The sequence below is a fragment of the Bacillus sp. 2175 genome (genome assembly GCF_057812155.1).
The window spans coordinates 3463375-3478333 of record NZ_CM173819.1; the positions used below are offsets into that span (position 1 = coordinate 3463375).

16 protein-coding genes and 1 pseudogene are annotated in these 14959 nt (G+C 37.1%); 6 read left to right on the forward strand and 11 right to left on the reverse strand.

Translation table 11 applies throughout. From position 1 onward, the window contains the following. Positions 1 to 29: 29 nt before the first annotated feature. From ACXKY9_RS17910 to ACXKY9_RS17920, 3 genes are read right to left on the reverse strand one after another with little or no spacing between them, the layout of a single operon-like run. Positions 30 to 833: a DUF4097 family beta strand repeat-containing protein gene (locus ACXKY9_RS17910; protein WP_000976240.1), complete on the reverse strand. Its 804-nt coding sequence runs from the start codon at positions 831 to 833 to the stop codon at positions 30 to 32. Further along, positions 834 to 1376: a DUF1700 domain-containing protein gene (locus ACXKY9_RS17915; RefSeq protein WP_000031383.1), complete on the reverse strand. Its 543-nt coding sequence runs from the start codon at positions 1374 to 1376 to the stop codon at positions 834 to 836. It lies immediately after the preceding gene. Next, positions 1369 to 1692, reverse strand: coding sequence for a PadR family transcriptional regulator (locus ACXKY9_RS17920; RefSeq protein ID WP_001102627.1), 324 nt, complete (start codon positions 1690 to 1692; stop codon positions 1369 to 1371). The genes ACXKY9_RS17915 and ACXKY9_RS17920 overlap by 8 nt, the downstream gene beginning before the upstream one ends. Before the next feature lie 162 nt (positions 1693 to 1854). Between ACXKY9_RS17920 and ACXKY9_RS17925 the strand changes: the two are divergent. Then, positions 1855 to 1974: pseudogene (locus tag ACXKY9_RS17925) on the forward strand (LexA family protein); the annotation flags it as partial. A 336-nt stretch (positions 1975 to 2310) separates the two neighbouring features. Here ACXKY9_RS17925 and glnA read toward each other — a convergent pair. From glnA to hflX, 4 genes are all read right to left on the reverse strand, one after another. Next, positions 2311 to 3645: a type I glutamate--ammonia ligase gene (gene glnA, locus ACXKY9_RS17930; RefSeq protein ID WP_000092763.1), complete on the reverse strand. Its 1335-nt coding sequence runs from the start codon at positions 3643 to 3645 to the stop codon at positions 2311 to 2313. A 48-nt stretch (positions 3646 to 3693) separates the two neighbouring features. Further along, positions 3694 to 4083, reverse strand: a complete 390-nt coding sequence (glnR, locus tag ACXKY9_RS17935) for a transcriptional repressor GlnR (RefSeq protein ID WP_000656783.1) — start codon at positions 4081 to 4083, stop codon at positions 3694 to 3696. 184 nt (positions 4084 to 4267) lie between these two features. Then, on the reverse strand, positions 4268 to 5539 hold the full coding sequence (locus ACXKY9_RS17940; protein ID WP_000460289.1) for a methionine gamma-lyase family protein: 1272 nt from the start codon (positions 5537 to 5539) through the stop codon (positions 4268 to 4270). Next, positions 5532 to 6806, reverse strand: coding sequence for a GTPase HflX (gene hflX / locus ACXKY9_RS17945; RefSeq protein WP_000391403.1), 1275 nt, complete (start codon positions 6804 to 6806; stop codon positions 5532 to 5534). Before hflX ends, ACXKY9_RS17940 begins: the two co-directional genes overlap by 8 nt. A 92-nt stretch (positions 6807 to 6898) precedes the next feature. Here hflX and ACXKY9_RS17950 point away from each other — a divergent pair, with 92 nt between their 5' ends. Together ACXKY9_RS17950 and ACXKY9_RS17955 are read left to right on the forward strand one after the other, a co-directional pair. Continuing rightward, positions 6899 to 7522, forward strand: coding sequence for a trimeric intracellular cation channel family protein (locus tag ACXKY9_RS17950; RefSeq protein WP_000312267.1), 624 nt, complete (start codon positions 6899 to 6901; stop codon positions 7520 to 7522). Between the two features lie 99 nt (positions 7523 to 7621). Continuing rightward, on the forward strand, positions 7622 to 7759 hold the full coding sequence (locus ACXKY9_RS17955) for a hypothetical protein (RefSeq protein WP_000181501.1): 138 nt from the start codon (positions 7622 to 7624) through the stop codon (positions 7757 to 7759). A gap of 31 nt (positions 7760 to 7790) precedes the next feature. Here the strand turns inward: ACXKY9_RS17955 and spoVK are convergent, their stop codons facing one another. Then, complete coding sequence (spoVK, locus tag ACXKY9_RS17960; RefSeq protein WP_000438175.1) at positions 7791 to 8747, reverse strand: stage V sporulation protein K; 957 nt, start codon at positions 8745 to 8747, stop codon at positions 7791 to 7793. Positions 8748 to 8860: 113 nt separating this feature from the next. On the opposite strand from spoVK, the gene ACXKY9_RS17965 reads away from it, so the two are divergent. Both ACXKY9_RS17965 and ACXKY9_RS17970 read left to right on the forward strand, forming a co-directional pair. After that, positions 8861 to 9826, forward strand: a complete 966-nt coding sequence (locus ACXKY9_RS17965; protein ID WP_000450319.1) for a tyrosine-type recombinase/integrase — start codon at positions 8861 to 8863, stop codon at positions 9824 to 9826. Positions 9827 to 9939: 113 nt separating this feature from the next. Next, positions 9940 to 11973 carry a Gly-Xaa-Xaa repeat protein gene (locus tag ACXKY9_RS17970; RefSeq protein ID WP_176887170.1) on the forward strand — a complete coding sequence of 678 codons (2034 nt, stop codon included), beginning with the start codon at positions 9940 to 9942 and terminating at the stop codon, positions 11971 to 11973. An 80-nt stretch (positions 11974 to 12053) separates the two neighbouring features. Here the strand turns inward: ACXKY9_RS17970 and hfq are convergent, their stop codons facing one another. Both hfq and miaA read right to left on the reverse strand, forming a co-directional pair. Continuing rightward, positions 12054 to 12278, reverse strand: coding sequence for an RNA chaperone Hfq (hfq, locus tag ACXKY9_RS17975; protein ID WP_000813896.1), 225 nt, complete (start codon positions 12276 to 12278; stop codon positions 12054 to 12056). A gap of 21 nt (positions 12279 to 12299) precedes the next feature. After that, positions 12300 to 13253 (reverse strand): tRNA (adenosine(37)-N6)-dimethylallyltransferase MiaA, encoded by a 954-nt coding sequence (gene miaA / locus ACXKY9_RS17980; RefSeq protein ID WP_000504928.1) that lies wholly within the window; start codon positions 13251 to 13253, stop codon positions 12300 to 12302. Positions 13254 to 13433: 180 nt separating this feature from the next. Between miaA and ACXKY9_RS17985 the strand changes: the two genes are divergently transcribed. Further along, the gene (locus ACXKY9_RS17985; RefSeq protein WP_000814426.1) at positions 13434 to 13679 is read left to right on the forward strand and encodes a hypothetical protein; all 246 of its coding nucleotides are present in this window, start codon (positions 13434 to 13436) and stop codon (positions 13677 to 13679) included. A 62-nt stretch (positions 13680 to 13741) separates the two neighbouring features. Here ACXKY9_RS17985 and entD read toward each other — a convergent pair whose 3' ends face one another. Continuing rightward, positions 13742 to 14692 (reverse strand): cell wall-binding protein EntD, encoded by a 951-nt coding sequence (gene entD / locus ACXKY9_RS17990; protein ID WP_000734613.1) that lies wholly within the window; start codon positions 14690 to 14692, stop codon positions 13742 to 13744. Positions 14693 to 14959 lie beyond the last annotated feature (267 nt).

Here is a 14959-nt window from a genome sequence, read left to right on the forward strand (position 1 = left end):
TGATAGATTTCCATGCATTCTATTTCTTATTAACGAGTTTTAATCGTCACATCTCCAGCAGCCGTTTTACCACTAATCTTTTTACTACCATTTCCAATTGTTACGTTTTTATTTTCTTCATTAAAAATCGTTACATCTCCGGCAGCACTTTGCCCAGTAATTACCGCATCTTGTGGTTTTTCCGATAAAGTAATATCTATATCTCCCGCAGTTGAACTTGCTTCTAGATTATACTTAGAATCATGATCTTGAATATTTATTTCCCCACTTGTTGTTTTTGCGGTCACTTTCCCTAATACCTTCTTAAAATTCACCTCACCAGCTTTTGTCGATCCCTCCACATTCTTAGCCGTTATTTGTTTCAACTCTACTTCTCCAGCAAGTGTTCTAACACTTACGCTATCACTTTTCACATCACTCATCTCGATTTGTCCAGCAGATGAATTTACTTTTACATCTTGGTAAGAGCGTTCGGGCACAAGGAGAGTCAATTTAGACGTTTGAAACCTAAAATCGTAAAAAGAAAAATCAAATGAAGCACCTTTTTCTCTTTCCCCAATAACTTTTAATGTGTCACCATCTTCTGCGATACGAATCTCTTGTTTACGTACATCTCCTGATTGCTTGATATAAAAAGAAGAGTCAGGAGATTTTTGGACAATAATATCCCCGGCATCTAACTTAACTTCTATATTTTTTAATGTTTCGTTTTTAATTACATTTTCTTTATCGCCTTTTTTAGCAGTTTGTACTGCTTTTTCATATGTTTGGGAAATTCCTATTACTCCAATAATGATACAAGCAATAGCGATTAAAAATAGTTTTTTCATCATTTACTCTCCTTTTATCATTTTGAAGTTCCATATTACATATCGTACACACAATCTCTTAAACCACTTTGTACTATAAAAAGCGATAATACATAACAATAAACCTACTCCAACAAACGTTATACTAACGAAAAGATCCAACCATATAAAAGTACCCATAAATACTTTTCCAATAACGAAAAATGGTGTTACTACACTAGCAATACCACCGATCCAAAAAGAAAATATAAAAGCAATAATTGCGACTAACGGTCCTAACACAATAATAAAATTAAACAAACTAAGTCCAATCGCTGCCATAACAGCTCTTGTCACATTTGAAGTCGATGGATTTTTTTTCATTTCATCGAAGCGATACATCGCAAGTAATTCTTTCGCTATTACTTTCGGAGAACCAAGGCCTTGTATTATTTCTGATTCAGTTTTCCCCTCTTCTAGTCCAAACTGAAAGTGCTCTTCATAATCCAATAAAATATCTTGCCTCTCTTCCTCTGGTAACTTTCTAAGATAACTTGATAATTCTTTAAGAAACCCTTCTTTACTCATCCCATTCCACCCCTTCAATAATTTCTTGTACCCCTTTCGCAAAATCACACCATTCTGTTACTAACAAATGAAATTGCGTCTCCCCTTGCTCTGTTAATTGATAATATTTACGAGGTGGCCCTTCCGTAGATTCCTTTAAATACGTTTGAAAATACCCTTCTTTCGTCAAACGACGTAATAAAGGGTATACTGACCCTTCCGATATTAAAAATTTATTAGAAATTTGCTGAACAAGTTCATAACCGTAACTATCTTTACGTTTTACAAGTGCTAATACACAAAGTTCAAGCACACCTTTTTTAAACTGAACGTTCAAGTGCCATCCTCCTTTCCTATCTTAGTACTGTTCAATGCACAGTACCTATCTTATCCATAATATACCACTCGGTATTGTTTATTGCAAGGTACTAAGCTATATTTATTTCCAAAATTTAGAAAATGAACTAACGAAATCCTGAATAAGACTATGTTATAACTAAGCAGCATTACGTTAATATCATTGAGTAATGATTCGATTCACAAGCCACAAACTTACAGCCTTGCAGATGAGGACGTAAAAATCATTGGTCGCGTTGTACAAGCAGTAAAGAATTATTAAGTTATAGCACAAGTGATTTAAAAAAAGATAAAATCAATTCTTTTGAAAAGATTTTCTTAGTAACATGATTCAAAATAACCAAAAATAATCCATTGCCTAGTAGTTAATATATCCAATAACTTCACTAAAAAAGCCCTGATACCGTAGTATCAAGGCTTTTTCATTTCACAAATTATATAAAACTTACGTTTATCTGATAATGTTTTTCTATGATATCACTACTTGTTATTAATTCGTGGCTTTTATGTGGCTTTTTTCATTTTGCAACCACATAAAAGTGTAATAATTGGGAATTAAAAAACCCTTGATACGAGTTGTATCAAGGGTTCAAGCCTCTTAGTATAGAGACATATATTGATCGCGTTCCCATTGGTGAACTTGTGTTCTAAATATATCCCACTCAATCTCTTTCGCTTCGATGAAGTGCTCAAGTAAGTGTTCTCCTAGTGCACCGCATACTACTTCATTAGATTGTAATGTAACTAATGCTTGCGCTAATGTTGCTGGTAAGTCAACGATACCTGCTTCTTCGCGCTCTTCTTTTGTCATTACATAGATGTTACGATCTACTGCTGCTGGTGGAGTTAATTTGTTTTTAATTCCATCAAGACCTGCAGCTAATAATGTAGCCATTACTAAATATGGGTTTGCAGCTGGGTCAACACTACGTACTTCTACGCGTGTACTAATACCACGAGATGCAGGGATACGTACTAACGGACTACGGTTTTGTGCAGACCATGCTACGTAACAAGGCGCTTCATATCCAGGCACTAGACGTTTGTATGAGTTTACAGTTGGGTTTGCTATCGCTGTAAATGCTGGTGCATGTTTTAAAATACCTGCGATGAAGTGACGAGCATCATCACTTAATTGTAAGTCACCGTTTGCATCAAAGAATACGTTCTCACCATTTTTAAATAATGATAAGTTACAGTGCATACCTGAACCGTTCACACCGTATAGTGGTTTTGGCATAAACGTTGCGTGTAAACCATGTTTACGAGCAATTGTTTTTACAACAAGTTTGAATGTTTGAATGTCATCACATGAGCGAATTGCATTTGCATATTTAAAGTCAATTTCGTGCTGCCCTGGAGCAACCTCATGGTGAGATGCTTCAATTTCAAATCCCATTTCTTCAAGTTCAAGAACGATATCACGACGACAGTTTTCCCCTAGATCCATCGGCGCAAGGTCGAAGTATCCACCGTTATCGTTTAGTTCTAATGTTGGATTTCCTTTTTCATCAACCTTAAATAGGAAGAATTCTGGCTCTGGTCCAAGATTGAAGTCTGAAAATCCTAAAGCTTCCATTTCTTTTAACACACGTTTTAAGTTGTTACGTGGGTCTCCATCAAATGGAGTGCCATCTGCATTGTAAATATCACAGATTAGTCGAGCTACTTTACCTTTTTCAGCTGTCCAAGGGAAAATTACCCAAGTGTCTAAATCAGGATATAAATACATATCAGATTCTTCAATACGTACGAAACCTTCAATCGAAGATCCATCAAACATCATTTTGTTATCAAGAGCTTTCGTTAATTGTCTCACTGGAATCTCTACGTTTTTAATTACCCCTAAAAGGTCCGTAAATTGTAAACGGATATACTTTACATTCTCTTCTTTCGCCAAACGGAAAATATCTTCTTTTGTGTATCTAGACATTATAAATTCCTCCTTAGTCCCTCTAATCGCCTTCAGAATCAGTTATCTTTAGTGAAAAAATCTTGAAATGTCACCTTGTCGCAATGAAGTTCGATTGAATCTACCTGTATGTTGTAGTTCATCTCGAAGTATTTTGCGAAGCTCAGTTTTTGAAATTTCTTTCGTTTCTTCTTTTACTTTCACTGCTTCTGTTTGATTTTCTTTCATTAGTAACACTTGTTTAATACCAGCCATATTCAAGCCTTGATCTAACAAATCTTTAATTTCTAACAACTTATCTACATCGTTAAATGAAAATAATCTACGATTCCCCTTTGTACGGGTTGGAGAAACAAGATTATGCTCTTCATAGTAGCGAATTTGACGTGCAGACAATTGTGTTAAATCCATAACAATACCAATAGGAAACAGCGGGGCAGAACGTCTATCTTCTTTCATTTTTCAGTTCCTCCTTCGCCTTAACTGCTTCTCATTTTATACTATGTTATGTTTAGTGTCAATAGATGTTAGCTTTTCTTACATGATTTTTTATAATTTTTTTTATGAATTTTTTCATTCTTTTTCTAATCGCATAAATCATTACTTTTATACGAAAAAAGCTGCCGAAATCGACAGCTTCCCCTTAAGAAATTGTTAATAATTCTTTTTCAATTAATGCATCAATTGCAGAACAAATCGCAATCTTCACATGTGAATAAGTTAACCCACCTTGGACGTAAGCAACATAAGGCGGACGAATTGGACCATCAGCAGACAATTCAATACTTGCACCTTGAATAAATGTTCCCGCAGCCATAATTACATCATCTTCATAGCCTGGCATATAGTTTGCATACGGAGTAAAATGCGAATTAATTGGAGATGCATATTGAATCGCTTGGCAGAAGGCAATCATACGGTCTTTATCGTCAAATTGAACAGATTGAATTAAGTCTGTTCTTGGTGCATTCCACGCTGGTGACGTGTTCATTCCTAACTTTTCTAAAAACGCAGCTGTAAAAATTGCACCTTTCAGCGCTTGTCCTGCAACATGTGGCGCTAAGAAGAACCCTTGATACATTTCTTGCAGACTGTATAAAGACGCTCCAGCTTCCGCGCCAATTCCCGGAGATGTTAAACGATATGCACACGCTTCAACATACTGTTCTTTCCCGACAATATAACCACCAGTTTTAACAATTCCGCCGCCCGGGTTTTTAATAAGCGAACCCGCCATTAAATCTGCACCAACATGACATGGCTCTTGCTCTTCAATAAACTCGCCATAACAGTTATCTACAAACACAACAACATCAGGTTTAATTTCTTTAACAAACGCGATCATCTCTTTAATTTGAGAAATAGTAAACGATGGACGAGTAGCATAACCTTTCGAGCGCTGAATACCGATCATTTTCGTATTATTATGAATCGCTGCTGCAACAGCCTCAAAATCAACAAGCCCAGCTTCAGTTAGCGGAACTGCATTGTAACCGATATTATATTCTTTAAATGAACCTACACCTTTCCCACGCACACCAACAATTTCCTCTAACGTATCATACGGTTTCCCAGTGATATACAATAACTCATCTCCCGGGCGTAAAATACCAAATAACGCTGTAGAGATAGCGTGAGTACCTGAAATAATTTGCGGACGAACAAGTCCAGCTTCCGCCCCAAATACATCAGCATACACTTTTTCTAACGTATCACGGCCAATATCATCATAACCATAACCTGTTGTCGGGATAAAATGCGAGTCACTAATTTTATGTTTACGAAAACTTTCTAATACACGAAACTGATTGCTTTCAATTACTTCATCCGCACGTTTATGTACTTCTGTAATCTGACTCTCTACTTCTTTTACGATTGGAGCAATTTTTTCTCCATTTTTCAAACGATCAAACATTTTTATTTTCTCCTTCTTCCACTAAAAATCTCTTTAATTGCACATTAAGCGACGAATGAGTAAAAATATACCCTGCACAATCATATACAAATTTATCTTCTAGAAACTCCATCTTTGCTAATAGAGTTTCCGTCTTTAAAAGCGTTAACAACTTACCTTCACTCGGAGGGATTTCCACTCGATAACGATCCATTTCTTTCTTCATCTTCGTTTCTATCGCTTCTTTTATACGCAATAAATCACTTTTTTCAAAAGCACTAGTCATTAAGAAATCACTTTTCGGAAACGGAATAAAGTTTTGATGTAATTCATCTTTTTTATTATATAACGTAATAACAGGAATATGGTTAATTTCAAGTTCTGATAATAATCTTTTTACTGTTTTTTCATGCCCTATGTAGTTAGGATCCGCGGAATCAACTACATGTAAAATGACATCTGCTTCCCCCGCTTCTTCCAGTGTTGAACGAAAAGCAGCGATTAATGAAGTAGGTAAACCTTGTATAAAACCAACAGTATCAGTTAGTAATACTGTATAACCAGAAGGTAACGGCATCTTCCTTGTCGTTGGGTCTAATGTTGCAAACAGAAGGTTTTCTTCAAACGTATCAGCTTCCGTTAATCTATTAAACAGTGTCGATTTCCCTGCATTTGTATACCCTATTAATGACACTTGAAATACTTTATTATCTTTTCTTCTCTCACGATATCTTTTTCGATGTTCCACAACAACTGCAAGTTGTTTCTTTATTTCATCAATACGCGATCGAATATGACGACGATCCGTCTCTAATTTCGTCTCACCCGGTCCTCTTGTTCCAATACCACCACCAAGACGCGATAAGGACAATCCTTGCCCCATAAGACGCGGCATTGTATATTGCAACTGAGCTAATTCTACTTGAAGCTTACCTTCCCTCGACTTCGCACGTTGCGCAAAAATATCCAGTATTAGTTGCGTTCGATCAATTACTCTCGCATCTAATACTGAGGATAAATTCCGAATTTGACTCGGCGTTAATTCATTATTAAATACAATAACATCCGGCTCTAACTCTTCAGTTAACATTGTAAGCTCTTCTAATTTCCCTTTACCTATGTAAGTTGCCGGATGAAACTTTGGTCGTTTTTGCGTTGTTGACACTAACAATTCTGCTCGTGCAGTCTTCGCTAGTGATGCAAGCTCTTTCATGGAATGCATAAATTTTTCATCATCATCTTGTGGCAATTGACAGCCTACTAATATGACTTTTTCTTTTTCTTCCATCAAATATGTTCACTCATCCTTTTCGAAATTTAAACCTTCTAATATAATAGCAGAGGAAGCACATTTCATCTAGTTAGCGGGGGAGAAAATTCATGGCATGGGAGATTTTTAGCATCATAGGCACAATCGCTTTCGCACTAAGCGGAGCCATTGTTGCAATGGAAGAGGATTATGATATTTTCGGGGTGTATATTTTAGGAATGGCAACCGCATTTGGGGGAGGTGCCCTTCGTAATTTATTAATCGGTTATCCGATTGTCGCGTTTTGGCAACAAGACATGTTATTCCAAATCGCACTTTTATCAATGACTATTATTTTTCTTTTTCCAAATAAGTTAATTAGACATTGGAAAAAGTGGGAAAATATCACTGACGCTATCGGCTTATCGGCATTTGCTGTACAAGGAGCATTATATGCCCAAAAATTAAATTTACCAATTAGCGCCACAATTGTAGCAGCTGTTTTAACTGGTATCGGCGGCGGTATCATTCGCGATCTTTTAGCCCGCAGAAAACCTCTCGTTCTTCGAGCTGAAGTATATGCCTTTTGGACAATTTTAGCAGGTTTCTTAATTGGAGCTCAAATTATTGTTAGCGATTGGGCTCTTTACATTCTATTCATTTTAATTGTTTGCTTCCGCATGGTTTCTATTCATTACAAATGGCATTTACCGCACAGACGTATCGAAACGAAAGAACGTTCAATGCATAAATAGCAATCTAACCTCTTTACATATCGTAAAGAGGTTTTTCTTTTCTAACGATTTTTTCTTTATATAATGTTTATACTAATTTTTAAAGTGAGGTGAATACAAATGACAAACCACGTTAATAAAGGAGCTCAAAAAAGCTCAGTAAATCAATTTGGACACGATCCTAATTCAGCACACGAAAAGAGCGCTAAAATGGAACACTTCCATAAAACACACCAAGAAAAAGCAAAAAAAGAGTAAACGAACTTATACACAAAAATTGACGCACAGTTTATGTACTGTGCGTCTCCTCTTCGAGCATCAAATCCATACTCGATATTCCAATTAAATCATTTTTATCATACGCATCTTCTTGCAACAACCGCATCGCCTGTGTACGAATTGATTTTTCAACAATATTCCGTACATATCGCCCATTACTAAACGATGTAATTTGCGACGAATACTTCACCGCATGTAAATGATCCCTAAATTTCCATTCAGCTTCTTTTGATAACTGATATTCACGATCTTCATACATTCTCTTCCCAATTTCCAATAGCTGATTTACCGAGTAATCCGCAAACTCAATAATAAATGGAAAACGAGATTGAAGCCCTGGATTTAATGAAAGAAAGTGATTCATCTCTCTTGAATATCCAGCTAAAATCAATACAAAACCATGTTGTTTATCTTCCATATGTTTTACAAGCGTATCAATTGCTTCTTTTCCAAAGTCCTTCTCTCCTCCTCGAGCTAAAGAATACGCCTCATCAATAAACAAAATACCTCCCATTGCTTTTTTTATTAAATCTCTTGTTTTTTGGGCTGTATGGCCGATGTACTCTCCTACAAGATCAGCACGTTCAGCTTCAACCAAGTGGCCTTTCGATAGAATATTCATCTCAAACAGCAATTTTCCTATCATTCTAGCAACAGTTGTCTTCCCTGTACCTGGATTCCCTTTAAACAGCATATGAAGTACTTGCTTCTCTGACTTCAATCCCTTTTCTTGTCTTTTTTTATTCACATAAATCCAAGCATATATTTCTTTTATTATCTTTTTTATATCCTCCATCCCAACAAGCTTCCCCATCTCTTCTTCAATTCTCTGCAGCATTTCATGTTTAATTGCAGTTTCATTTGAAATTACCGTTTTATTTTCTGCGGCTGGCAAAGAAATTTTCTTTCGATGGTTTAACACAATATTAATTTGATTGTTGTTTTTCTTTCGCATCGATTGTTCCATACAATCACCTCATTTTATCCACTCACCAAATATTATTATTCCTGTCCCCCTTGTAAATGCCTATTTTCAGAAAAGTTTGCTATAATATAAGAAATAATTAAGGTGGTGGGACTATGGAGACAACGGAATTCCATGATACAATACAAGCCTTTTCTATTTTTTTATTGAATAAAGGCCGAAAACCCTCAACTATTAAACGTTATGTTTATGACATTGAAGACTTCGGACATTGGTTAGAAAAAAACAAAAAGCTCCCTTCCAGTAATATATGGGCTACACTTTGTACAAAAGACTACGAAGATTACTTTTCCGATTTAAAAACGAATCGACATTACTCAGAAAAAACGATGCATCGTGTATTTATTGTACTAAATAGAATGCATCATTTTCTAAACATTCCTAATCCATTGAAGAATATGGAAATATCTATTCAACCAGACCGTACACTTCGTAACGAAGATTTCATTTCACCTGATGAAGAAAAAAGGTTAAAGTATATAGTCACTTCATTAGAAGGACTTTCAGAAAAACAACTTCCTGTGCGCCCCTTATTAATGGATCGCAATATTGCTATTTTAAATCTATTGATTGACTACGGTTTATCCTTACAGGAACTTACAGCATTAACAATGCATCACGTTCACTTTGAAACTAATACATTATCAATCCCAGCAACCGCAGGTGTAGAAAGAACAATTACATTAGCAAAAGAAGACAAAAAACAACTATATAATTATTACAAAAGCATCCCAGAACCAGTTCGTCCTAAATACCATAGTGATGATCCATTATTTGTCGCATTCGATTTTAACCGTGGAACATACAGGTGGGTATATGAAAATGATGCACCAAAGGCATTAACGGAAATTGCTATACAAAAAATGATTCGCCTCGAAGTGGCTAGAGCCAATTTACGTAAAGGAATTTCAGGACAACATTTTCGTAACACCTATATTTTAAACTTAATAAAAAAAGAAACTCCTGAATCAGAAATTATAAAACTCGCTGGATTCAAATCAAAAATTTCCTTAAAGCGATATTATCAATACGCAGAAAATAGAAAAAACGCCTTATTGTAAGGCGTTTTTTCTATTTTTTCTTTAAACAAACGATTTTACTATGACCATTTAACTAATTTCTGCATCTACTATGATGAGTTTCGTTCACATTTTCGTGAGAAAGGAGAGATTTAATGTCTCGTTATAACGACAATCAAAACAAATTCTCCAAACCATGCTTTCCAAGTAGCGCCGGACGAATCCCGAATACTCCATCAATCCCAATTACTAAAGCTCAACTTAGAACATTTCGTGCGATTATTATTGATTTAACAAAAATAATCCCAAAACTTTTCGCAAATCCATCTCCCCAAAATATTGAAGACCTAATCGATACATTGAACCTACTGAGTAAATTTATTTGTTCACTAGACGCTACTTCCTCCCTGAAAGCACAAGGGTTAGCTATTATTAAAAACTTAATAACTATATTAAGAAATCCAACCTTTGTAGCAAGCGCTGTATTTATTGAGCTTCAAAATCTCATTAACTATTTACTATACATTACAAAATTATTCCGAATTGACCCTTGCACACTTCAAGAGCTCCTTAAATTAATAGCAGCATTACAAACTGCTCTAGTTAATTCTGCTTCGTTCATTCAAGGACCTACCGGACCTACTGGACCAGCAGGCGCTACTGGTGCCACTGGACCTCAAGGTGTTCAAGGTAACACAGGCGCTACCGGCGCTACTGGTGCCACTGGACCTCAAGGTGTTCAAGGTAACACAGGCGCTACCGGCGCTACTGGTGCTACTGGACCTCAAGGTGTTCAAGGTAACACAGGTGCTACTGGCGCTACTGGACCTCAAGGCGCTCAAGGTAACACAGGTGCTACTGGACCTCAAGGTGTTCAAGGTAACACGGGTGCTACTGGCGCTACTGGTGCTACTGGACCTCAAGGTGCTCAAGGTAACACGGGTGCTACTGGCGCTACTGGTGCCACTGGACCTCAAGGTGTTCAAGGTAACACAGGCGCTACCGGTGCCACTGGACCTCAAGGTGTTCAAGGTAACACGGGTGCTACTGGCGCTACTGGCGCTACTGGTGCTACTGGACCTCAAGGTGCTCAAGGTAACACGGGTGCTACTGGCGCTACTGGTGCCACTGGACCTCAAGGTGTTCAAGGTAACACAGGCGCTACCGGTGCCACTGGACCTCAAGGTGTTCAAGGTAACACGGGTGCTACTGGCGCTACTGGTGCTACTGGACCTCAAGGTGTTCAAGGTAACACAGGCGCTACCGGTGCCACTGGACCTCAAGGTGTTCAAGGTAACACGGGTGCTACTGGCGCTACTGGTGCTACTGGACCTCAAGGTGCTCAAGGTAACACGGGTGCTACTGGCGCTACTGGTGCCACTGGACCTCAAGGTGTTCAAGGTAACACAGGCGCTACCGGTGCCACTGGACCTCAAGGTGTTCAAGGTAACACGGGTGCTACTGGCGCTACTGGTGCTACTGGACCTCAAGGTGCTCAAGGTAACACGGGTGCTACTGGCGCTACTGGTGCCACTGGACCTCAAGGTGTTCAAGGTAACACGGGTGCTACTGGCGCTACTGGTGCTACTGGACCTCAAGGTGCTCAAGGTAACACGGGTGCTACTGGCGCTACTGGTGCCACTGGACCTCAAGGTGTTCAAGGTAACACAGGCGCTACCGGGCCTCAAGGCATTCAAGGACCAACGGGTGCTACCGGCGCTACTGGCATAGGAGTTACTGGACCTACTGGACCTTCTGGTGGACCTACCGGACCTACTGGGCCTACTGGACCTAGCTTCCCTATAGCAACAATTGTTGTAACAAACAATATTCAGCAAACAGTACTGCAATTTAATAATTTTATTTTTAGTACTGCAATTAACGTAAACAATATTATCTTCAACGGCACAGATACAGTTACTGTTATTAACGGTGGTATTTATGTAATTAGCGTATCCATTTCTACAACTGCGCCAGGATGCGCTCCACTCGGAGTAGGAATTTCAATTAATGGAGCAGTCGCAACTGATAATTTCTCTTCAAATTTAATAGGCGACTCACTTTCATTTACTACAATAGAAACATTAGCAGCTGGTGCAAGAATCTCTGTCCAATCTACACTTAATGAGATTACGATCCCTGCAACAGGAAATACTAACATCCGCCTTACTGTATTTAGAATCGCTTAAATTTCACTATATATTGTTTATGACAAATAAAAAAAGAGCGAGGAAACTCGCTCTTTTTTGTTATGTACAATAATTCATTACTATTCTAATTCAATTGAAACATTTTTTTGTGGTACAAATGTAGAAATTGCATGTTTATAAATAAGCTGTTGCTTACCTTCTGTTTCCAGCAGGACTGTAAAATTATCAAATCCTTTAATTAGTCCACGAAGCTGGAAACCATTTAATAAGTACAGCGTAACAAACGTATTTTCTTTACGGAGTTGATTTAAAAACTGATCTTGAATATTGATTGATTGCTTCATGTCGAATCCTCCTCTTTTTCTCTACTTACTATTATTCGACTTTACTTGTAACTTTCCTTCTATGTATCGTAAAATTTCTGACGTTTTTTCACCGTTTGTAACATCAAACCACGTGACATCCATTTTATTACGGAACCACGTTAATTGACGCTTTGCATAACGACGCGAATTCGTCTTTAATTGTGATACCGCATCTTCTAAAGAAACTCGATTCTCAAAATAATCATAGATTTCTTTATATCCAATCGCTTGAATAGATTGACAATCTCGTATCCCTCTATTATACAGCCCTTCTACTTCCTCTAATAGGCCTTGTTCCATCATCAAATCCACTCGTAAGTTAATGCGATCGTATAGCATTTCTCGATCCATTGTCAAGCCAATTAATGAAACATCATAGAGTAACTCTTTTTCTTGTTTCTCAATTTGTTCACTCATTTTTTCACCCGACGTGTGGAAAATTTCTAACGCCCGAATGACACGTCGTACATTATTTGCGTGAATACGCTCCGCACTTTCTGGATCTACTTCTTGCAATTTTTTATGTACATATTCCACACCGCGTTCTAAAGCTAACTTTTCCATTTGCTCTCGGTATATCACATCACCAGCATCATCTGTAAACTGATAATCGAATAAAACAGATTGTATATAAAGACCGGTCCCACCAACTATAATTGGTAATTTACCACGTTCTGTAATTTCTCGAATATGCTTGCGAACACGTTCTTGAAATTCCGCGACAGAAAATGAATCTTCCGGATTTTTTATATCGATCATATAATGTGGAATTCCGTCCATCTCTGCTTTTGTTACCTTTGCAGTTCCAATATCCATCGTTCGATAGATCTGCATGGAATCACCACTAATAATTTCACCGTTCAACGCTTTGGCAAGATCGATACTTAACTTCGTCTTTCCAACAGCAGTTGGTCCAATGATGACAGCAACTTTTTCACGTTGCACTTCTCCCATATTATTCAACTCTCTTTATGTAATATACTCCATCTATTGATTATACCCAATCTTACCAATTTTAACGGCATGATTGCAAGTTCTTTCATTTCGGTACATGAAATTACACAGAAAAAAGAACATAGTTTGTCCAATTCTGCATATACATGATAAAAATAGTTTCGAGAGGATGAGTTAACTATGAAACAATCCACCATCAATTTTTCATCTTTGACAAAAGACCTCATTTTAGCTACTTCTATAAAAGAACAAAATTGTTCACAAGAGGAATTATACTTCGCCCTAAATTGTTTACTACGGGCTTTTCATTCTACCCTCCATGAAACAACATTACATCCAGAAAATAAAAATACAGAATATATACAAACGCAATTTTGCAGTGCATATAAAATTATTACAGGTAAAACTATTTATCCATTTCAATAATCCATAAAAAGCGGCTGCTTACATAATTTCAAGCAACCGCTTTTTATATTAATATCGATAACCTATTGTATAACTTTCACTTTTACAGATTTACGCCCCCAGCTATTAGCACTACCATCTGAACCGACTAATACATCAATACGATTTCCTTTAATCGCACCACCAGTGTCTCCAGCAATCGCTTCTCCATATCCTTCTACCCATACTTTTGATCCAAGCGGAATTACTTTCGGATCAACAGCAATTACTTTCATATTTGGATTTGCTGTTAAATCATGCCCCATTGCAGTTAATACACGACCACCATACGAACCATTCTCACTCGGATCTGCTGTATATGCCGTCGCTTCTACTGTAATTTCACGACCACCAGTAGGCGCACTTGTTTCAGTAGATTTTGCAACTGGTTTTGCAGCCGGTTTTTCTTTTACCACAGGTTTACTTGATTCTACATTCTTAATAGAATCGTTACTCTTAACAGACTCTTTATTCTTAACTACTGTATTATTTTTAACCGGCGTATTTGTTCTAGCTGGCGCTTCTTCTTGAGCTACAACCTCTTTCTTTTCGATTACAGGTGCTGTTCCTGTTAAAAATGGCACGTGAACATATCCAACTTTTCCATTGTAGTCGAATTGTAACCATTCATTTTGAACTTGATTCGTCGTTTCAATCACATCATTTTTATTAAGTTTACCTAAAATTTCAGAATCAGTATTCGCTCCAGCACGAACATTTAATACGCCCGCCGTTACATAATATGTGCTCTTTGTAAAATCGGCACTTACAAACGCTTCCTTACCGTTCAACTTAATTTTTGTCCATCCATTTTCTGTATTTATAACATCTAGTGTATTCCCACTTAACACTTTACCTACAAGCTTTGACTCTACATTTGGGTTTTCTCTAACATTTAATACGTCTGTTGTTACAATTGTTTCCGCTTTAGCAGAACCCGCAAAAATCCCAAGACCAAAAACTGCTGCTGTTGCTATACCTAATAATTTTTTCATGAATAGCCTCCATTTGCTTTGTTTTCGTATTTTCATTATAGCAACAGATTTTTAGAATTTTTAGAAATCACACAATTACAAAGCATTCGTAATATACGATTAACGAGTTGTAACATAAATTTCCATATTAATAAAATGTATTTCTCATACAATCTCCAGTGGTTTTCATATATTTTTCATATACGAGCACAAGAACTTTTTTCCAGAAAAAATTACAGTGTTACTTTTTTGTTACAAAAAATTCACAATTCGTTACATCTTTTACCA